Source organism: Bradyrhizobium sp. ORS 278, from assembly GCF_000026145.1.
GTDB lineage: Bacteria > Pseudomonadota > Alphaproteobacteria > Rhizobiales > Xanthobacteraceae > Bradyrhizobium.
The window spans coordinates 1296980-1316299 of the sequence record NC_009445.1 but is presented as its reverse complement, the minus strand read 5'-3'; the positions used below and the strand labels follow the sequence as shown (position 1 = coordinate 1316299).

Genomic DNA, 19320 nt, shown 5'->3' with positions numbered 1-19320 from the left:
GCCGGCTCTACGCCACGCCTGGCAACGCGCGAACTCCTATTGTCCGCCTGCATCTGTTTGGCCTCTCTGGTCTCACGACACCTCAGAAGCGACCAGCGAAGGGCATCACGGCCATGCGCGAACTAGACCGTATCATCAGGTTGAAGACCGTCCTCGCCAGGACCGGCTGTCCCGGTCCACAATCTACCGCAAGATTGCCGAGGGCACGTTCCCGGCCCAGCTCAAAATCAGCAGCAACGGAACCGGTTGGCATGAATCTGAGGTCAGCCGCTGGATCGCGGATCCGGTCGGATGGCGAACCAAAGATCGATTTCCCTCCGGCCAGGACCAGGGGCTGAAGATCCGCACGAAATAGTCGGCGCTGAGTGTAATTCAGACGTGCGACTGCCCGCGTCTGTGACCATTACCGCACTCGCGGTTTCGAGGCTTCTGGGCCGCCATCGGGCGCTAATGGGAGCGCTGAGCATGTGTTCGGAAAATTTTTTCGACGGGACTTAGCCGCCCGATACTTTGGTCGGCCCCGTGGTTGCTAGATGGTAGCTAGCCTGAGCGGCTAGTTAGGCGAATTCCAAGTAAGGCTTTGATTTAATTGGTACAGTTGGGTGGGCTCGAACCACCGACCTCCTGTTCCACAGACAGGCGCTCTAACCAACTGAGCTACAACTGCATCCGCCACGGGCCGTCCCTGTCGGGGGCCCGAACGCGCCGGAAACTAGGTGCAACGGCCGGATTTGGCAAGGCCGAGAACGATAAAGTCTCCCGCCAAGCCCCCGTTTTTGTGCGTCGCGATGAGCTCTCATGGCTCGCGGTGACGCCCGGAAGTGAATGGGCCCGGACGCAGACGCGCCGGACCCGGTCTTCGCGCGACCGGGCGTGCCACGCCCGATCAGATCTGGTCAGCCTCAGGCCGCCGTCTTGAGCAGCTTGGTGGCGCTTTCCTTGATCGGCTCGACGGTCTCCACGGCGACCTTCTGGCCGAGCTCACCGAGCTCCTTGGCCTGCGCCGTGAACGTCTCGAACTGCTTGCGCACGAAACCGGTCCAAAGCTCCATCGCGTCCGACGGCGACTTCACGCCGAACAGTTCCTGGGCGAAGTCGAGCGAGGCGGTCGTGTTCGCCTTGGTGAACTCCATGACCTTCGACGAGTACGCGCCGGCGCCCTTGCTGGCATTGGCGAAGAAAGCCTCGATGGCCGAGTTATGGGTTTCGGCGGCGTCCTTGAACTTGGCGTAGTTCTCGCGGGCCTGTGACACGCCCTTCTCGGCGAGCGCGCGCACCTGTTCGGGAACCTCGAACGGAATGATCGATGCGGAGAAAGGATCGGTGGCATTGGTCATGGCATGCATCCTTGGACAAACGTTGAGACTGGACCGTCCCGGCAATCGGGAAGTCACTTCGGATCACGCAGAGGAACCGCCCCTGGGAGGTAACAACCTCGCGTAGAGCTATATCGTGTCGATTTTGTGCAACGCAACGGGAAATTCCAGCATCTGGAACTCTTTGTCGCGCTCTCAACTTCAGGACGTGAAAATACAGAACTCGACCGAAACGATGAGGTCAGGACTTCGGCTTGGTCGCGTCGAATGCCGCTCTGCTGATGGTCTGCCCCATCTCGCTCGCCTGCTCCGCCAGCGAGCGCATCTGGCCCTGGATGAACTCGCTGTGCAGCTTGAGCACCTCGGGAAGATCCTTGGCGTGAACCAGCGACTGCGCATAGTCGAGCGACGACTGCACGTTCTTCTCGGCGTAGGACAGCACCTTGACGCCGATGTCCTTGGCGCCGGCCCGCACGGTCGCGCCGCGCTCCTCGAGCGAACCCGCGGTGGCCTCTGCGCCCGCAAGGAACTTCTCGAGCGTCTGCCGCGCCTGGTCGAAGCCCGCCTCGGCCATGGCGCGCATGTCCTTCGGAATCTCGAATCGGCGTCCGTCCTCAGTCATGGTTCCCTCCTCCAGATGCGCGGATCATCGCGCCACCGCCAGCGGATCCGGAAGTCGACACGCGACCAGCGGCGATCGCGCCTTCGACCCTATCCACCCACCATCGTGACGGCGCGGTCCGCAATTGCAACATCCAACACAGGCGTCCGCCGCCGGTTCTGGGCACTGCGGCCGGGGAGGAACACATTAAGGTTATCCAAGCTTTAGCAAGGCCGGAGCACCGCCCGGGCGTGGACCTCTGCCCTCAAAACGCGCGATAGTAACGAATTCTTAACGCTACCAGCTCCGGTCGCCATTCAACGTTAAAGAGCCGTTCTCAGCCGCCGCCCATGACCCACGCCGATTTCGAAATGCTGGCCCTCAGCGATCCCCGGCTGGCCGTCCACGCCGCCGGCGCGCTGCCTGCCTGGCTGTGGTCGTCCGACGGCAGCCGGGTGCTGTGGGCCAATGCGATCGGCGCGCGCGCCCTCGGTGCGACCAATGTGCCGGCCCTGGTAACAAGGACCTTCGGCCCGGCCGATTCGCATCGTCGTCAGATTGCACAGTTGGGCCGGCGGCTGCCCGAGACGGGCGCGCTAAGGCTGGAGCGTCTGCGCGGCTTCGGAGCGCCGCTCGGCACGCTGGCGACCTGCGGCTGCGCCCGGATCGACCTGCCCGACGGAACGCATGGCGTACTGATCGCCAGCAGCGATACCGGCGGACGCAGCCTCCCGCTCGCAGAGCGCCTGAAGCGTCTGGTCGAACCGAGCGAACATGCAATGATCGCATTCACCCAGGACGGGCAGTTCACCGGCATCAGCACCGCGGGACGGCGGCTGTTCGGGATGCACGACCTCAGCGATGCCTGCTTCACCGCGGCCCGCGGCGCGGCGCTTGCCGACGGCATCGCCGAGGTGACGCTCGGCACCGAGCGCGCGGCGCTCCATCGCATCGGCAGCGGCAATCAGACCGCACTGGTCGCCGTGCCGCTGCCAGCCCTGTCCGACGAGGCGGATGCGCCGGGCCCCGCGTCGATAACCGATGAGGCGCTCGCCGCCGATGCCCCCGCAGCCTCGCCGCTCCCGATGGATCTGCTCCCCGCGGATGGGGCCGAGCCTCCGCCTGCCCCTTCGATGGATGACATGACTGAACGCGAGACGAACTACGAGGCCCCGGCTTTGTCGAATGAAGCGCCGACCAAAGTTCTGCTGATCGACGATCCCGCAGAAGCTGAGCTGTTCGAGCCGCTCGACCGCGCGCCGCAGGTAGCAGGCGACTTGCCTCCGTGCGCCCCGTCGCCGATCGAAGCCGCGTCTTGGGCAGCGGACGAAGCCGCGCCGCCGATCCCTGACGCGCCGGATGCCCAAACCAAGATTGCCGCTGACGACGCGTCGACGCCAGGCCGCCGCCATCCGCTGCGGTTCTCATGGCAGATCGATGCCGAAGGGCGGTTCTCGCTCGGCTCCGACGAGTTCGCGCGCCTGATCGGTCCCGAGAGCGCCGGCCATCTCGGCCAGCCATGGCCCGAGATCGCAAGCTCGCTCGGCGTGGATCCGGAAGGGCGCGTCAGTGCGGCGATCGCGACCCGCGAGACCTGGAGCAATCTCGTCGTCATCTGGCCCGCTGCTGCCGGCGAAAGGCTCGCCGTCGAGCTCTCCGGCTTGCCGGTGTTCACGGCGGATAAGGTCTATTCCGGGTATCGTGGCTTCGGCGTCTGCCGCGACATCGACGCGCTGAACCGCCTTGACGCAGTCCGGCGATCCGATGCCGGCCCGAGCGACGCTCCGGACGCCGACGACATCGATGATGCCCCACCTGATTTCGTCGCATCTCGTCCCGCTCAATCTGACCATGCGCCGGCCGCAGATGTGCCGCCGCCACAGTACATCGTTGCCGCGCCGTCGCGGGACGCTTCCATTGCGGCCGAGGCGCCCCACATCGACGGTGTCGGCCTCGAAGCGGCGGGGAATGTGGTGCCGTTCCGGGCGCCCGGCGAGAGCAAGCTTCCGGCGCTGACGCCGGTGGAGAACAATGCGTTTCATGAATTGGCGCGCCAGTTGTCGGCCCGGCTCGAAGGGGAAATCCGCAACCCGGCGGAGCTCGCCGGCCCAACGCTCGAGCCGGCGGCCCGCGTGAGCGACCCCTTCGGCCCACCACATCAGGATGCGTCGGGGATGACCGATGTCGCGGGCGCGCAAGGCAACGGCCTGCAGACCGATTGGCTCGCGCCCGAGGTCCCGCCCGCCCATGGCGACAGCCAGCGCGACCGGATCCTGCTCGACCTCTTGCCGACCGGCATGCTGATCTATCGACTCGACCGTCTGCTGTACGCCAATCCGGCGTTCTTCAAGCAGATGGGCTATGCGGATCTTCCGACCCTGGAGCAAGCCGGCGGACTCGATGCCCTCTACGTCGAGCCAGGCGCCCCCTCCGGAACCAGCAGGCCCGAAGCCGGCACGCCTGTTACGATCTCGGCGGCCGACGGCTCGACCAGCGAAGAGATCAAAGCCGAGGCACGCCTGTTCACGATTACCTGGGACGGCGACACCGCGCATGCGCTGATCTTTGCGCCGGCGCCCGGCCCGGCGGCGGCTCTCCCCGCCACCGTCGAAACGCCCCCAGTGCAGGCGCCAGCGCCATCTGCAACGCCACTGGTCGTCGCGCCGCCTCCGTCAGCCGGCCATGCCGAAGCCGAAGACCTCGCGGCGATCCTCGACGTGACGGCGGAGGGCATCCTGATGTTCGATGCCGGCGGCAACATTCATGCGTGCAACCGCAGCGCTGAAGCGTTGTTCGGCTACGATGGCGTCGAGCTGGCACGCCGCAATCTCATCGAGCTGTTCGCGCCGGAGAGCGCGCGGCTTGTGCTCGATTATCTCGACAGCGTGCAGCAGGCCGGGGCATCCGGCGCGCTCGACCAGGGGCGCGAGGTGCTTGGCAAGATCGCGCAAGGCGGCGCCATCCCGCTCTCGATCACGATCGGCCGCACCAGGGCCGACGGCCCGAACTTCTTCGCCGTGTTCCGGGATCTCTCTCAGTTGCGCAGGGGCGAGAGCGAGCTGCTGCACGCGCGCCGCGTCGCCGACCGGGCGGCCAATGCCAAGGCCGACATGCTGGCGCGCATCAGCCAAGAGGTGCGCGCGCCGCTGAATGCCATCATCGGTTTCGCGGAGGTGATGATCGGCGAGCGCTTCGGCACGCTCGGCAATGCGCGCTATGCCGAGTACATGAAGGATATCCGTGCCTCGGGCGAACGAGTCGTGTCGCTGATCGATGATCTGCTGGAGCTCTCACGCATCGAGACCGGCAAGCTCGAGCTGGCCTTCACCGCGCAGAACCTGAACGAGCTGGTCGAGAGCTGCGTGGCCGTGATGCAGCCGCAGGCCAATCGCGCCCGCATCATCATCCGCACCTCGCTGTCGCAGGCGCTGCCGCCTGTCATCGCCGACACCAGGGCGTTGCGTCAGATCGCCACGAACCTGATCTCGGCATCGATTTCGCTCGCCAACGCCGGCGGCCAGGTCATCGTCTCCACCGCGATGTCGGATTTCGGCGAGGTGGTGCTGCGCGTGCGCGACACCGGTCACGCGCTGAACGATCAGGCGGTCGCCGCGGCGCTCGAGCCGTTCCGTGCGACGGCCGGGGCCGAGTTCGGCGCCGATGGCTCGGGTCTCAGCCTGTCGCTGACCAAGGCGCTGGTCGAGGCCAATCGCGCGCAATTCCACATCAAGGCGGCGCCGAAGTCGGGAACGCTGATGGAAGTGGTGTTCTCCCGGGCCGTCGCGCGCAATCAGAGCACGGGCTGAGCCGAGCCAGCCGAGGATCTGATTGCGAGCGCGCGCAGCTTGAGGCCGAGCAGCAGCGGACCGAACGCCAGCACGAAGCCCGAGAAGGCGATGATCCAGGCAAAGGCCGCGACGTGCAGCAGCACGACGGCATGGGCCGGGACCAGCACGGCGCAGACCCGCGTAGTCGCCGCGACGATGATGCCGAGATAGATCGCCTGCGTCGCCACCGAGGCTGTCAAGGCCTGGCCGGTATGGCCGAGCGTGGCGCGCGTCATCACCGCGAGCGTCATGATGCCGGCGGCACCGACCATCCAGGCATGCAGCCCGGCGCTCGGCAGCGTCCATCCGAGGCTCGCCGCCGCCGTGGCCAGGAAGCCCAGCGGCACGAAGGCGTAGCCGACATGCAGGATCACGAGCAGCCTTTCGCGCAGCGTGCGATCGCCCGCCCAGCGCGCCAATCTGATCACATGCAGCACACCGGCGACGGCGAGCGCCAGCGCAGTGCCGGTACGCTCGGGAGCCACGATCCAAGACAGCAGGCTCAGCGCACTGATGAGGACGACGGCCATGTCGAAGCGGCCGAACGGCGCAGGCAGCCTGCCCGGGTGGTTCTTCACCAGCCAGTTGCGCGTGAAGCTCGGCGTGATACGGCCGCCGATCAGGGCAAGCAGCAGCACGATCACGGCGACGCCAATACGAATCGCGACATCGGCCGAGCCGCGCAGATGCGCTTCCAGATGAAACGCGATGTTTCCGGCGCACAGCATGCCGACGATCGCGACCACCGGCAGATTACGCCAATTGCGCCCGGCGACGATTTCACGCGCGGCAGCGAGGACGACCAGCGCCAGGAAGCTCGCATCGACAAGGAGATCGGCCCACCACGGCCCGATGATCGATGTCGTCACCGCGATCCGCCCGGCAATCCAGACGATCACCAGCGTCAGCAGCGGCAGGCCGCGGATCGGCAGACGCCCGGTCCAGTTCGGGATCGCCGTGAACAGGAAGCCGGTGACGATCGCCGGCAGATAGCCATAGAGCATCTCGTGCACGTGCCAGTCACGCGGCACGAAGGCCGAGTTCAGCGTCAGCTCACCATAGTAGGCCGGGAGCCAGACCAGGATGGCGAGCGCGGCCTGGACCGCACCGAGCAGGAAGAACGGCCGGAACCCGTTGGCGAGAACGGTCAAGCCCTGGGTGTTGCGTGAATCGGCCATGTCAATGCTCGCTCGCTGATGGAACCGCGCCGATGGCGCTGCATCGAGATGTAGTTGCGGCCCGCTCGCAGCGGGTTGTGCCAGCACAAACTTCCGGCCGATCGCAAAACCGTGCTAAGGGCGAGACGAACGTCGCCCTGCCCGGCCGGAGATCATCATGGCTTCTATCGACCGCTCCCTGGTCGCGCATCTGCCGCTGTTCGCGGGCCTCTCGCCTGAGGATCTCGCCGAGGTGCTGCGCGAGGCGCGCTCCATGCGCGTCCCTCGCAACAGTGCGGTGTTCGAGCAGGGCGCGGATGCGACGTCGTTCTTCCTGCTGCTGCACGGCCATGTCCGCGCCAGCAAGACGACGCCGACTGGTGACCAGATCGTCGTCCGCTACGTCGTGCCCGGCGACACGTTCGGCGTCGCCCCCGCCATCGGGCTGCAGCATTATCCGGCGACGGCGACCGCGGTCGATGACAGCGTCGTGCTGGCTTGGCCGTCGGTGGCGTGGCCGCGGCTGGTCGCGCGGTTCCCGTCGCTGGCCGCAAACACCTTGCAGACGGTCGGCCAGCGGCTGCAGGAGACTCACGCGCGCGTCGTCGAGATGTCGACACAGCAGGTCGAGCAGCGCATCGCGCACGCGCTGCTGAGGCTCGCCAACCAGGCTGGGCGCAAGCTCGACCACGGCGTACAGATCGACTTTCCGATCAGCCGGCAGGACATCGCGCAGATGACCGGCACCACGCTGCACACCGTGAGCCGCATCCTGTCAGGATGGGAGCAACTCGGCCTCGTCGAAAGCGGCCGTCAGAAGATCGTGCTGCGCGAGCCGCACAAGATCGTGCTGCTGGCCGAGCAGACGTCCGACGCGACCGCATCGCGATCCTGATCAGGTGCAGGCGCACAGCGCTGAGAGAAAAGTGTCCGCGTCGACGCCGTGCTCACGGCACGCATCCGCGACGTTGTGAAAGCAGGCGATCGGGCAGCCGACGCAGCGCATCTGAAAGGCGAGAAAGACGCGGATCGTCTCCGGCCTGCGCCGCATGACGTCGTCGACCAGTTCATCAAAGGAGATGGGCATGCGGGCCTCCATTCGAAAGCGAATGGTAGCAGCGATGCCGTCCCGTCTCTTTGTCGCGGCACAAGCACCGCGGCGTGGCGCGCGCTACACAGCCCGGCTGTGCAGCTGCTTCGATGCGTCCAGATGCGCGTCGAACGCGGCGGCTACGCTGCGCACCAGGAAGCGGGAATGCTCGGTCACGGCGAGCGCGCTGCCGTTGAGTTCGACCACGCCATCCGAAATCAACGACTGCAATCGGGGAGCCGATCGCAGCATCTCGTCGGTTTCCGTGCCGTGGCGCGTGCAGATGACGTCGAGGTCGACGCCATAGTCGCACATGATGCGCTCGATGATGTCGGCGCGCAGGCGATCGTCGTCGGTCAGGCCGTAGCCCTTGACGGTGGCGAGGAAACCTGCGGCGATCTTCTCCTCATAGGCGCGCACCTGAGGCGCGTTCTGAACGTAGCCTTGCGGCAGCTGGCCGATCGCCGAGGCACCGAAGCCGAGCAGCAGGTCATTGGCGTCCGTCGTATAGCCCTGAAAATTGCGATGCAGACGTCCCTCGCGGAAGGCGTTGGTCATCGGGTCGGTCGGCAGGGCGAAGTGATCGAGGCCGATCTGAACATAGCCCGCGTCCTTCAGCGCATCCGCGATGCCGCAGGCCTGATCGTAGCGTTCGAGGCTGTCCGGCAGCGCGTCATCCCGGATCTTGCGCTGATGCGTCTTGAAGGATGGCACATGGGCATAGCCGAACACGGAGAGCCGGTCTGGCCGCAGGTCGATGGCGCGCCGCACGGTGTCGAGACAAGACGCCACGGTTTGATGCGGCAGGCCGTAGATCAGGTCGAAATTGATCCCCGCGACGCCCGCCCGGCGCAGCCCATTGGTGGCCGCAGCGGTCTGCTCGAAGCTCTGCACGCGGTTGATCGCATGCTGCACGAGCGGATCGAAGCTCTGCACACCCAGGCTCGCGCGATTGACGCCACTCCCCGCCAGCGCATCGATCATCGCCTTGGTCAGCGTGCGCGGGTCAATCTCGATCGCGATCTCGGCCGACGGCAGCACGCGGAAGGAGTGGCGCAACGACCCCACCAGATCGACGAATGACTCTGGCGCCATGATGGTCGGCGTGCCGCCGCCGAAATGGATGTGCCCGACCGGAAGCGGCCGGCCGATCTGGCGGGAGACCATGTCGATCTCGCAGCGCAATGCCGACTCATAGATCGCGATCGGCTCGTCGCGCTTGGCGACCATGGTGTTGCAGCCGCAATACCAGCACATCGACCGACAGAACGGCACGTGCAGGTAAAGAGATGCCGTCGCGGTTGCGGGAATGGCGCGCAACCATTCGGCATAGGTGGACGGACTGACCGCAGCCGAGAAATGGGGTGCCGTGGGATAGCTGGTGTAGCGCGGAAGGCGCTCTTGTCCGTAGCATGCCGCGAGATCGGGTCTCATGTCGTGCCTGTCCACTCGTGCCTGTCGACTTGGGGGGTCATTCGGAGTTTGGACCTGTCTGACACCAAGCAACCGACGCTGCCTTGAGCTTCCTCAAGGCTGGCCGACGAATGCCCTGTCCCTGCCAGTAAAAACCCGGCTTTCGCCAGCGACATTGCGCTTCGTCAAAGTGGCCGGCCGATTTCGCACTGATCATCGATCCACTCACGACTCGAGGGACCCGTAATGGAAGCTCTGGACCTGCTCATTCGCCTGTTTGCTGTCCTCGCCAACGTCCGCGGCCATATTCCTCAATCTGACGGGTTCGAATCCTTTCGCGACGAGTCGGCGCCGGCCGGCTTGCTCGGCAACATCGCCCTGTTCATGACCACGCTGTTCTGCATCGCGGCAGCGGTGACTTTCGTCGTGCTGCTGACGGTGCGCTGGCTGAGCTGACGCACCCTTCGGACACCGACCGCCGTTCTTTGCCGAGAGCCGGCCCAACTGTCAGCGACAGCCTTGCTGCGCGCGCATTTTTAATCCGGGTTCGGCTCCCTGTGCCGTCTTGGCGGGCCACGTGACGGCCATCCACGCGGTCCGGCCGACGCGACGACGAAGATGCCGGGGACGGAGCCCGGGCATGACGACGTGGAGAGAGCGTCGCGAAGCAACAGCTTGTCGTTAGGGCCTCCCAGCAATTCCGCAAATGCTCAGTTGCTTGTTGCAGCACAAACAAGCCCGGCTCCGTCGAGCGCATGCTGTTTCGCGGCACACCAACAGATCCAACGAAGGAGCGATCCATGTTGACCCGCCGCACCGCTTTATTCAGTGCAGCCATCGCCGCGATGATGCTTGCGGCTCCCGCTGCTGCCGACGACCTCAAGCTGCCGCGCCAGCGGGTCGATCTGGTCGCGCCGCCCTTCGTGCATGCGCATGAGCAGGCGACCAAGCAAGGGCCGAAGATCATGGAGTTCAGGCTCGTGGTCCAGGAGAAGAAGATGGTGATCGACGAGAAAGGCACCACCTTCCAGGCCATGACGTTCAACGGCTCGATGCCTGGCCCGCTGATGGTCGTGCATGAGGGCGACTATGTCGAGGTGACGCTGGTCAATCCGGCGACCAACACCATGCCGCACAACATCGACTTCCACGCCGCGACCGGCGCGCTCGGTGGCGGCGCCCTGACGCTGATCAACCCGGGCGAGCAGGTCGTGCTGCGCTGGAAGGCCACCCGCACCGGCGTCTTCGTCTATCACTGCGCCCCGGGCGGCCCGATGATCCCGTGGCACGTCGTCTCCGGCATGAACGGCGCCGTGATGGTGCTTCCGCGCGACGGTCTCAATGACGGCCATGGCCACGCGCTGCGCTACGACCGCATCTACTACATCGGCGAGCAGGACCTCTATGTCCCGCGCGACGAGAAGGGCAATTTCAAGTCCTACGACTCGCCCGGCGAGGCCTACAGCGACACCGAGGAGGTGATGCGCAAGCTGACACCGACGCACGTCGTGTTCAACGGCAGGGCGGGTGCGCTCACCGGCAAGAATGCGCTCACCGCGAATGTCGGCGAGAACGTCCTGATCGTGCACTCGCAGGCCAACCGCGACAGCCGCCCGCATCTGATCGGCGGCCATGGCGACTATGTCTGGGAGACCGGCAAGTTCTCCAACGCGCCGGAGACCGGGCTCGAGACCTGGTTCATCCGCGGCGGCTCGGCCGGTGCTGCGCTCTACAAATTCCTGCAGCCCGGCATCTACGCCTATGTCACCCACAACCTGATCGAGGCCGCCGATCTCGGCGCCACAGCGCATTTCAAGGTCGAAGGCAAGTGGAACGACGACCTGATGACGCAGGTCAGGGCGCCGGCCGACATTCCGACCGGCTCGACCAACTGATCGGATCAGGGGGCCGGCGCGACCGGCCCCCGCACTTCTCGATGTGCTGCCATGCTGCTCGCCTTCAAGATCAAGATCGCCCTCGCCTGCCTCGTCGGCATCGCCGGCCCGACCGCCATCGTGCCGATCGTCGGCAGACTGCAAGATCCCGTCGCCGATTTTGCTGAGCCGGCGCTGGTCGAGATCGCGCCCGGACGGATCAACTACCGCGACTCCGGCGATTACATTCGCGATGGCCGCCAGGCCGAGGCACCGATCACCGCCCTTCGATTCGATCGCGCATTGACGATCATGATTCATCAGGTGAGCGCTGCCGACTACCAGGCCTGCGTCGAAGCCAACGCCTGCCGCATGCTCGACCGTGATGTCCCGGTCGCCATGGACCGCCCGGCCGTGCAGGTGAGCTGGCTCGATGCGAGCGCCTATGCCGACTGGCTGTCACTCAAGACCGGACAACGCTATCGACTGCCGACCGATGCCGAGTGGGCTTTTGCAGCCGGCAGCCGCTTCAAGGATGACGGCCTTTCGGTCGACGATGCCGATCCGTCGCGTCGCTGGATCGCCCGATACGAGCGCGAGTCCGCCTTACCCGACGATCCGAACCCGCGCAGCTTCGGCGGCTTCGGCAAGAATGAGCATGGCGTTGCCGATCTGGCGGGCAATGTCTGGGAATGGACGTCGACGTGCTTCACCCGCAAGGTGCAGGATGGTTCCGGACGCGTCGTCAAGACCGTCAACAATTGCGGTGTCCGCCTGGCCGAAGGGGCGCATCGTGCCTATGTGACGGACTTCATCCGTGACGCGCGCGCCGGCGGCTGCGCCTCGGGCCGGCCCCCGGCCAATCTGGGCTTCCGCCTGATCCGCGAGCAGCCCGCGTGGAGCCGAGACCTCCCGCAGCGGCTGAGCCGTTTGATGCGCACCTTCCGCGCCTGACCGCGAAACCTCCTCTGCAACAGCCCAGGGATCAGCGCCAGCTGCGCCGGTGCCCTGGGACTGGCACAAATGCCAGTCACGCAAAATCAACTTTCGGTTGCGAGACTGAGTCTACAAACGTTACACAATTGCCGTTGAGAGACGCGATGAGCGGGCCAGGAGGCGAGTGTGGTTTCTCGACATCCGCCGGTGTTCTTCACGTCCGACCTCCATGGCTATGGGATCGGCAACACCAGCTGGTTCGATGACAATTCCCCCCGCGCGCTGGCGGGACGCTGTCTGATCGACGCGCTCGAATATCTGCGAACCTCGTCGAAGTTCGCCGCCAGAGACTGGCATGTCGTGAATGCCAACGCGGCGCGGATCGTCCACCATTGTCTTGCCGATCCGGCGCTGGCGCGCCACGACATGCTCGGTCACGTGGCGCCGGCCATCGAAGAGATCTGCGGACGAATCGTCGCCAGCCGTCAATATCGCATCCCGTTCTACGGCGAGGATTTCTGGGATTGGGCCAGCGTCGTCGACGCGTTCTGCGAGGTGCAGAATCTTTCGCCAACCGCAGAGCGGGTGGCCAGACGCGAGCTGGACCAGTTTCGCAGAACCGTTCACATCCGGATGCCCGGTGGGTTGTCGGTTGGCGATCCCGATCAGGAATGGTTTGGGCCGGCGATCGCAACGCGGGCTCATCACCTGCTGGATACGCGCATGTCGGGCTTCGACCCTGATCTGCGCCACGAGTTGCAAGCCCAGGCGCTCGAACGAATCGAGCGCGGCAGATATCGCGGCCGTCCGGTGCTGCCATGGCAGGTCAATTGGCACCACGGTCAGGTTGTCGCCGAGTTTCAACGGGCGGCGAGCGAGCAGGCGGCGGAGCTGGCTGATTTCGCATGGCTCGCAGTCCCCGTCGAACCCGGCAAGCGCGCGCTTGTGCTTGCGCGCATCCTGCAGGGGGCCGGTGCCGTCAAGGACCGACGAACGGTGCTGCAGACGCTGGAAGAGCTCTATCGGTGCGAGACGCCGGGCCGGCCGCTCGGGCAAGGCGTGATCGGCGCCAGCATCGAGGCCTCGCTCGACGTGCTGGAGGCACTCTGGCTGCAGCTCGAGGATCGCGACAAGTCGAGCCTCAACGCGATGCTCGAGGCGCTGCGCTTCCTCCACGCCAAGGCCCATACGATCGGCTTCGTCGTCGAGACCGCCGAGGACATCGAGCGGCTGATCCAGGCCATGGGGCCGGGCACGCTGATCGAGCAGCGCAATGCCGCGCGCGCCATCATCAGGCACGCCAGCTTCCATGCGGTGATCTGCCTGGGCCGTTCGATGACGGAGGTGGCAAGCGCCACGTCGGTCGCGATCGAGGAGCATGGTGCGCGCTGGGTGATCATGCCGGGACGGGCCCATCCGCTGGGCCCCGTGCTTTCGCAAGCCGGCGAGGGCGCCCGCTTCGTCGGCGCCGGTCCGGGTGATCTCGTCATCGTCAGCGCCTTGGCGTCATTCCGGATCGAGATGAAGTTGCGCGATGCGCTCAGCATCGCCGAGCCGCCGTTTCCCGATGACGGGGGCATGATCATTCCCGCCGATCCCGCGCTTTGCCGACTCGCGCATGATTCCGCGGCCAAGATGCTCAATGCGGGCGGCGTATTCTTCGAAGGGGTGACGGTCACACGCGATGACGGCGGCACGGAGGCCGAGATCGCGGCGGCGTTTCCCGGTGCCCTCGCCACCGATGGAAGTGCCTATGCGGTGGGGCTGATCTGTCTCAACCGCGGCGTGCCCTGCCTGGTCATCCAGAGCTTGACGGGAACGACGCCTGGTCCGAGGAGCCCCGGCCACGACTCGGCATGCCGTCTCGCGGTCAGGGTCGCGGAGATGCTGTGCCGGGGCTGGTAGCGCCTCAGGTGTTCTTCAGCGCGACGCGGAATTCAGCCTCGGTCTTCGCCTTGACCTCGTCGAGCGTCACGCCGTCGGCGAGCTCGATCAGCGCCATGCCGTCATTGCCGTGCTTGTCGATGGTGAACACCGCGAGATCGGTCACGACCATGTCGACCACGCGCTCGCCGGTCAGCGGCAGGGTGCACTGCTTGAGCAGCTTCGGACCGTCCTTGGCGCTGTGCTCCATGACGACGACGACGCGCTTGACGCCGGCGACGAGATCCATCGCGCCGCCCATGCCCTTCACCATCTTGCCCGGGATCATCCAGTTGGCGAGATCGCCGTTCTGGGCCACCTGCATGGCACCGAGGATCGAGAGATCGATGTGGCCGCCGCGGACCATCGCGAACGAGTCTGCCGACGAGAAGTAGCTCGTGATCGGCAGCTCGGTGACGGTCTGCTTGCCGGCGTTGATGAGGTCGGGATCCTCCTCGCCCTCATAGGGGAATGGACCCATGCCGAGCATGCCGTTCTCGCTCTGCAGCGCGACGTCGACGCCCGGCGGGATGTAGTTCGAGACCAGCGTCGGGATACCGATGCCGAGATTGACGTAGTAGCCGTCCCGCAGCTCCTTGGCGGCGCGCGCCGCCATCTGCTCTCGCGTCCAGGCCATCAGACTTCCTCCCCGGCTGCAGCGGCGGCTTCACGTTTGCGCACGGTGCGCTGCTCGATGCGCTTGAGCGCGGTCCCGACCTGGATGATGCGCTTCACGAAGATGCCCGGCGTGTGGATGTGGTCGGGATCGATCTGGCCGGCCGGGAGCAGATGCTCGACCTCGGCCACAGTCACCTTGGCCGCCGTGGCCATCATCGGGTTGAAGTTGCGCGCGGTCTTCCTGTAGACGAGGTTGCCGGCGGTATCGCCCTTCCAGGCGTGCACGATGGCGATGTCGGCGAACAGGCCGCGCTCCATCAGATATTTTTCGCCGTCGAACTCGCGCACCTCCTTGCCTTCGGCGACCAGCGTGCCGACGCCGGTCTTGGTGAAGAACGCCGGAATGCCGGCGCCGCCGGCGCGGATGCGCTCGGCCAGGGTGCCCTGCGGACAGAACTCGAGCTCCAGCTCGCCGGCCAGATATTGCTGTGCGAACAGCTTATTCTCGCCGACATAGGACGAGATCATCTTCTTGATCTGCCGCGTCTCGAGCAGTCGGCTCAAGCCGATGCCGTCGACGCCGGCGTTGTTGGAGATGACGGTGAGGTCCTTGACGCCGGACTCGCGAATGGCATCGGACAGCGTTTCTGCGATGCCGCAAAGGCCAAACCCGCCGGACATGATGGTCATGCCGTCCTTGAGGAGGCCCGCAAGGGCGGTTTTGGCGTCCGGATAGACCTTGTTCATACGGAAATGACCTGATGCAAAGCGAGGACGGCGCGGAGATCGACCGGATTATTAGGCGAAATCTTCGCAATGCGTCAATGATGCCTTCCCAACGGGCATCGCGTGCTTTAGCTGTCGAGCGGGCCCGCCGCTCCGGGATGCTCCGGGGTTCGGGACGAACGGTGCCGGCCGCAATCCCGCCACACCGGCGGCACGGCCTTGAAAGCGTCAAGAAAACGCATCAAGTTGTTGATGTTGGCAAGGGTTTTCGGCGCGCCCTGCCCGTCTGTAGTAACCAGCGATCCGACAACCCCAGGACATGTCTGTGACCATGGCCCAAGCAATGAGGCGCCTCGGTACACCGATCGCGGTGTTGCTCGGGATCGCGTTCGTGGGCCTGCTCACGAGCTCCTGGCTGGTCAATCGCGACGCACTGCGGCGCGCCGTGGAGACCCAGATCCGCGCCGTCACCGGCCTCGAGCTCGTGGTGAAGGGACCGATCGACGTCTCCTTGTTCCCCGGCAGCTATGTCTCGTTCCACGACGTCGGCTTCAAGGGCAGCACCGCCGACGATCCGGCGCTGCGCGTCGATGTGCTGACGGCCAATCTGCAGCTGCTGCCGCTGCTGCTGCAGCGCTTCGAGATCGCCGACGTGATGATGCTGCGGCCGCAGATCAACGTGACCCGCGAGGCGAACGGCAACAGCAACTGGACGCCCTTCATCGACACCATCACGCGGACGATGCGCCCGGGGTCCGACAGTCAGATGTCGTTCTCCGAGATCCGCATTCAGGACGGCGTCCTGACGTACGACGATAACGGCCATCATGCCTCCGAGCGGCTCGACGACATCGACCTGTCGCTGGCCTGGCCGTCGATCTCGCGCTCCTTCGCCGCGACCGGGCAGTTCGACTGGCGCGGCCAACGAATCGAAGGCTCGGTCAGCATCAGCGACTTCCTGGCCGCGCTGTCCGGCGACCGGTCCGGCCTCAAGATGCGCCTTGCCAGCCCGCCGCTGAAGGTCGCCTTTGACGGCACGGTCGCTAACCGCACCAGCGCCCTCATGGAGGGCACCCTCACCGTCGACAGTCCGTCGCTGCGCGACGCGCTGCGCTGGACCGGACAGACGCCGCTCGGCAGCGGCGGCTTCGGCCGTTTCGCGCTGCGAGCGCGCGCCAATGTGGTCGGCGCCTCGGTCGCGCTCACCAACGTCAATGTCGAGCTCGACGGCAACGCCGCCGAGGGCGTGATGACCTACGCCAATAACGGCCGGCAGTCGCTGCAAGCGACGCTGGCGGCCGATGCGCTCGACTTCACGCCGTACATCTCGACATTCCGGCTGCTCGCCAACGGCGCGCGCGACTGGAACCGTCAGCTGTTCGACCTCAAGGCGCTGTCGACGACCGATCTCGACATGCGGCTATCGGCCGCAAAGGTCACGGTGGGCTCGTCGAAGCTCGGCCGCACGGCGTTCGGCGCCAACCTCCGCAACGGCGTGCTCGCGCTTTCCGTGGGCGAGGCGCAGATGTATGGCGGTGTGGTGCGCGGCTCGTTCGGCATCGCGCGAGCCGACACCGTTGCCGACGTCAAAGCCGAGTTGCAGTTCACGGACGTCGACCTGCAGGCCTGCGCCAACGAGATGTTCGGCGTCTCCTCGCTGTCCGGACGAGGCAACCTCAACGTCTCGCTGACCGCGTCCGGCTCGAGCCCATTCGGGCTCGCCCAATCGCTCGACGGCAGCGCCAACCTGCAGGGTCGCGACGGCGCGATCTCCGGCTTCAATGTCGAGCAACTGCTGAAGCGGCTGGAGCGCAGCCCGCTGTCGCGCGGGGGCAATTTCCGGACGGGATCCACACCCTACGACTCACTGACGATCGCCGTGAAGTTCGCCGACGGCGTCGCGACCGCCGAGGACATCCGCGTCGAAAGCCCGACCGCGCGGATCACCATGACCGGCACGGCCTCGGTGCCAAGCCGTGAATATGACTTCAAGGGCGTCGCCAGCCTGTTGTCGTCAGGCTCTGGCGGCAACGGCTTTGAATTGCCCTTCGTGGTCCAGGGCCCCTGGGAAGATCCGCTGATCTTCCCCGATCCGGAAAGCCTGATCCGCCGCGCACCCGCAGCGGCGCCGCTGCTCGATGCGGTGAAGGATCGCAAGACGCGCGACGCGGTGCGCTCGGTGCTGGAGCGCTTCACAGGCGGCGGATTGCGCCCTGCCCAGCAGGACGCCACGCCGCAGGCCGACGCCCCCGCAGCCGACACTCCCACAAAACAGAACTGACCGCGGCCGCATTAAGCGTGATCCATCGCGCGCAGGAGCCACGACCTATGTCTGATATATTACTCCTGGATCACATCTGAACCCTGAGCTAGTGTCCGCGCAACCGATCAAGCAAGATCGGCGGATCAGGGAGAGACACGTGAAATCCAAGGGAATGGGTGCGATTTCAATCGCAGTCGCAGCCGCCGGGCTTTTTTGCGCTGCAGCACCAGCCGTCGCTCAGGACACTATCACCATCTGGTGGAGCAAGGGCTTCTACAAGTCCGAGGACGATGCGCTGCTCAACGTCGTCAAGAAGTTCGAGGCCAAGACCGGCATCAAGGTCGAGCTGTCGCAATATGCGATCCAGGACATGATCCCGAAGACGGTCGCCGCGCTCGATTCCGGCACCGTGCCTGATGTCGCTTATGCCGACACTTACGACGTCCAGGCCCAGGGCAAGTGGGCGTATGAAGGCAAGCTCGAGGACCTCTCCGACATCCTGGAGCCGATGAAACAGGCCTTCGCCCCGAACACGATCGAGACCGCCTATCTCTACAACAATGTCACCAAGAAGAAGGCCTATTACGGCTTCCCGCTGAAGCAGCAGAGCATGCATGTCCAGATCTGGGGCGACATGCTCGAGAAGGCCGGCTTCAAGCAGAGCGACATTCCCACCAAATGGGAGGACTATTGGACGTTCTGGTGCGACAAGGTGCAGCCGGGCATCCGCAAGGCCACCGGCCAGCGCATCTATGGCGTCGGACAGCCGATGGGCGTGGAATCCACGGACTCGTTCCAGTCGTTCTACACCTTCATGGACGCCTACAACGTCAAGCTGGTCGATGACGACGGCAAGCTGCTGGTCGACGATCCCAAGGTGCGCGAGGGCCTGACCAAGGCGCTGAAGGACTATACCGACACCTACATCAAGGGCTGCACCCCGCCGTCCTCGACGACCTGGAAGGACCCCGACAACAACGTCGCCTTCCACAACAAGACGATCGTGATGACCCACAACTTCACGATCTCAATCGCAGCCAAGTGGTTCGAAGACTCCACAAATCCCGCGCTGACGCCCGAGCAGCGCGCCGCCGGCAAGAAGGCCTATGAGGAGGACATCATCACTGCCTCCTTCCCCAACAAGCCGGACGGCACGCCGATCAAGTATCGCTCCGACGTCAAGACCGGCCTCATCTTCAGCAACGCGAAGAACAAGGCGCAGGCCAAGGAGTTCATCAAGTTCCTGATGCAGGAGGAGAACCTCGGCCCCTACGTCGAGGGCGCGCTGGGCCGCTGGTTCCCGGTGACGACCGCCGGCCAGAAGAGCCCGTTCTGGCAGGCCGACCGCCATCGCAAGGCCGTCTACACCCAGTTCACCGGCGGCACCTCGCCGTTCGACTTCACCAAGAACTACAAGTTCACGATTCTCAACAACGAGAACGTCTGGGCGAAGGCGATGAACCGCGTGGTCAGCGAGAAGGTGCCGGTCGAGAAGGCCGTGGACGAGTTGATCGCCCGCATCAAGGAGGTCGCGGGCTAGTCTCTCGCATCGCGATGCACTAGCCTGACGCTCTGA

15 protein-coding genes, 1 tRNA gene and 1 pseudogene are annotated in these 19320 nt (G+C 65.4%); 9 read left to right on the top strand and 8 right to left on the bottom strand.

Going from position 1 to position 19320, the window contains the following annotated elements:
• The first annotated feature begins 113 nt into the window (after positions 1–113).
• A pseudogene (locus BRADO_RS33735) lies at positions 114–355 on the top strand (helix-turn-helix transcriptional regulator).
• A gap of 235 nt (positions 356–590) precedes the next feature.
• Here the strand turns inward: BRADO_RS33735 and BRADO_RS05805 are convergent.
• The 3 genes from BRADO_RS05805 to BRADO_RS05795 all read right to left on the bottom strand — a co-directional run bounded on the left by BRADO_RS05805 (position 591) and on the right by BRADO_RS05795 (position 1938).
• Positions 591–667: transfer RNA gene (locus tag BRADO_RS05805), tRNA-His, on the bottom strand.
• 235 nt (positions 668–902) lie between these two features.
• On the bottom strand, positions 903–1337 hold the full coding sequence (locus tag BRADO_RS05800) for a phasin (RefSeq protein ID WP_011924378.1): 435 nt from the start codon (positions 1335–1337) through the stop codon (positions 903–905).
• Between the two features lie 220 nt (positions 1338–1557).
• On the bottom strand, positions 1558–1938 hold the full coding sequence (locus tag BRADO_RS05795; protein WP_011924377.1) for a phasin: 381 nt from the start codon (positions 1936–1938) through the stop codon (positions 1558–1560).
• 329 nt (positions 1939–2267) lie between these two features.
• Between BRADO_RS05795 and BRADO_RS05790 the strand changes: the two genes are divergently transcribed.
• Positions 2268–5723, top strand: coding sequence for a PAS domain-containing sensor histidine kinase (locus BRADO_RS05790; RefSeq protein WP_011924376.1), 3456 nt, complete (start codon positions 2268–2270; stop codon positions 5721–5723).
• Here the strand turns inward: BRADO_RS05790 and BRADO_RS05785 are convergent.
• Positions 5708–6922 (bottom strand): NnrS family protein, encoded by a 1215-nt coding sequence (locus BRADO_RS05785; RefSeq protein WP_011924375.1) that lies wholly within the window; start codon positions 6920–6922, stop codon positions 5708–5710. The two genes, BRADO_RS05790 and BRADO_RS05785, sit on opposite strands and share 16 nt — an antisense overlap.
• Before the next feature lie 157 nt (positions 6923–7079).
• On the opposite strand from BRADO_RS05785, the gene BRADO_RS05780 reads away from it, so the two are divergent.
• The gene (locus BRADO_RS05780; protein ID WP_011924374.1) at positions 7080–7796 is read left to right on the top strand and encodes a Crp/Fnr family transcriptional regulator; all 717 of its coding nucleotides are present in this window, start codon (positions 7080–7082) and stop codon (positions 7794–7796) included.
• Here the strand turns inward: BRADO_RS05780 and BRADO_RS05775 are convergent, their stop codons facing one another.
• A complete protein-coding gene (locus BRADO_RS05775) occupies positions 7797–7988 on the bottom strand; it encodes a DUF1858 domain-containing protein (RefSeq protein WP_041757330.1) in 192 nt (63 codons plus the stop codon).
• Between the two features lie 84 nt (positions 7989–8072).
• Positions 8073–9425 carry an oxygen-independent coproporphyrinogen III oxidase gene (gene hemN, locus BRADO_RS05770; RefSeq protein ID WP_041757329.1) on the bottom strand — a complete coding sequence of 451 codons (1353 nt, stop codon included), beginning with the start codon at positions 9423–9425 and terminating at the stop codon, positions 8073–8075.
• 225 nt (positions 9426–9650) lie between these two features.
• Between hemN and BRADO_RS05765 the strand changes: the two genes are divergently transcribed.
• The 4 genes from BRADO_RS05765 to BRADO_RS05750 all read left to right on the top strand — a co-directional run bounded on the left by BRADO_RS05765 (position 9651) and on the right by BRADO_RS05750 (position 14119).
• A complete protein-coding gene (locus tag BRADO_RS05765) occupies positions 9651–9860 on the top strand; it encodes a hypothetical protein (RefSeq protein WP_011924371.1) in 210 nt (69 codons plus the stop codon).
• 344 nt (positions 9861–10204) lie between these two features.
• Positions 10205–11299, top strand: a complete 1095-nt coding sequence (gene nirK / locus BRADO_RS05760) for a copper-containing nitrite reductase (RefSeq protein WP_011924370.1) — start codon at positions 10205–10207, stop codon at positions 11297–11299.
• Between the two features lie 51 nt (positions 11300–11350).
• Positions 11351–12232: an SUMF1/EgtB/PvdO family nonheme iron enzyme gene (locus BRADO_RS05755; protein WP_011924369.1), complete on the top strand. Its 882-nt coding sequence runs from the start codon at positions 11351–11353 to the stop codon at positions 12230–12232.
• Between the two features lie 168 nt (positions 12233–12400).
• A complete protein-coding gene (locus BRADO_RS05750) occupies positions 12401–14119 on the top strand; it encodes a hypothetical protein (RefSeq protein ID WP_011924368.1) in 1719 nt (572 codons plus the stop codon).
• Between the two features lie 4 nt (positions 14120–14123).
• Here BRADO_RS05750 and BRADO_RS05745 read toward each other — a convergent pair whose 3' ends face one another.
• On the bottom strand, positions 14124–14774 hold the full coding sequence (locus tag BRADO_RS05745; protein WP_006614161.1) for a CoA transferase subunit B: 651 nt from the start codon (positions 14772–14774) through the stop codon (positions 14124–14126).
• Positions 14774–15502: a CoA transferase subunit A gene (locus tag BRADO_RS05740; RefSeq protein WP_011924367.1), complete on the bottom strand. Its 729-nt coding sequence runs from the start codon at positions 15500–15502 to the stop codon at positions 14774–14776. Before BRADO_RS05740 ends, BRADO_RS05745 begins: the two co-directional genes overlap by 1 nt.
• A gap of 310 nt (positions 15503–15812) precedes the next feature.
• Here BRADO_RS05740 and BRADO_RS05735 point away from each other — a divergent pair, with 310 nt between their 5' ends.
• Positions 15813–17762 carry an AsmA family protein gene (locus BRADO_RS05735; RefSeq protein ID WP_041756150.1) on the top strand — a complete coding sequence of 650 codons (1950 nt, stop codon included), beginning with the start codon at positions 15813–15815 and terminating at the stop codon, positions 17760–17762.
• 139 nt (positions 17763–17901) lie between these two features.
• Positions 17902–19284: an ABC transporter substrate-binding protein gene (locus BRADO_RS05730; RefSeq protein ID WP_041756149.1), complete on the top strand. Its 1383-nt coding sequence runs from the start codon at positions 17902–17904 to the stop codon at positions 19282–19284.
• The last annotated feature ends 36 nt before the right edge of the window (positions 19285–19320 follow it).

What these genes read in the sequence shown, in the direction of transcription:
- BRADO_RS05735 (WP_041756150.1), top strand. Translation starts at nt 15,813, where the DNA reads ATGGCCCAAGCAATGAGGCGCCTCGGTACACCGATCGCGGTGTTGCTC.
- BRADO_RS05795 (WP_011924377.1), bottom strand. Translation starts at nt 1,938, where the DNA reads ATGACTGAGGACGGACGCCGATTCGAGATTCCGAAGGACATGCGCGCC.
- BRADO_RS05745 (WP_006614161.1), bottom strand. Translation starts at nt 14,774, where the DNA reads ATGGCCTGGACGCGAGAGCAGATGGCGGCGCGCGCCGCCAAGGAGCTG.
- BRADO_RS05755 (WP_011924369.1), top strand. Translation starts at nt 11,351, where the DNA reads ATGCTGCTCGCCTTCAAGATCAAGATCGCCCTCGCCTGCCTCGTCGGC.
- BRADO_RS05780 (WP_011924374.1), top strand. Translation starts at nt 7,080, where the DNA reads ATGGCTTCTATCGACCGCTCCCTGGTCGCGCATCTGCCGCTGTTCGCG.
- BRADO_RS05765 (WP_011924371.1), top strand. Translation starts at nt 9,651, where the DNA reads ATGGAAGCTCTGGACCTGCTCATTCGCCTGTTTGCTGTCCTCGCCAAC.
- BRADO_RS05800 (WP_011924378.1), bottom strand. Translation starts at nt 1,337, where the DNA reads ATGACCAATGCCACCGATCCTTTCTCCGCATCGATCATTCCGTTCGAG.
- BRADO_RS05740 (WP_011924367.1), bottom strand. Translation starts at nt 15,502, where the DNA reads ATGAACAAGGTCTATCCGGACGCCAAAACCGCCCTTGCGGGCCTCCTC.
- BRADO_RS05790 (WP_011924376.1), top strand. Translation starts at nt 2,268, where the DNA reads ATGACCCACGCCGATTTCGAAATGCTGGCCCTCAGCGATCCCCGGCTG.
- BRADO_RS05785 (WP_011924375.1), bottom strand. Translation starts at nt 6,922, where the DNA reads ATGGCCGATTCACGCAACACCCAGGGCTTGACCGTTCTCGCCAACGGG.
- hemN (WP_041757329.1), bottom strand. Translation starts at nt 9,425, where the DNA reads ATGAGACCCGATCTCGCGGCATGCTACGGACAAGAGCGCCTTCCGCGC.
- nirK (WP_011924370.1), top strand. Translation starts at nt 10,205, where the DNA reads ATGTTGACCCGCCGCACCGCTTTATTCAGTGCAGCCATCGCCGCGATG.
- BRADO_RS05775 (WP_041757330.1), bottom strand. Translation starts at nt 7,988, where the DNA reads ATGCCCATCTCCTTTGATGAACTGGTCGACGACGTCATGCGGCGCAGG.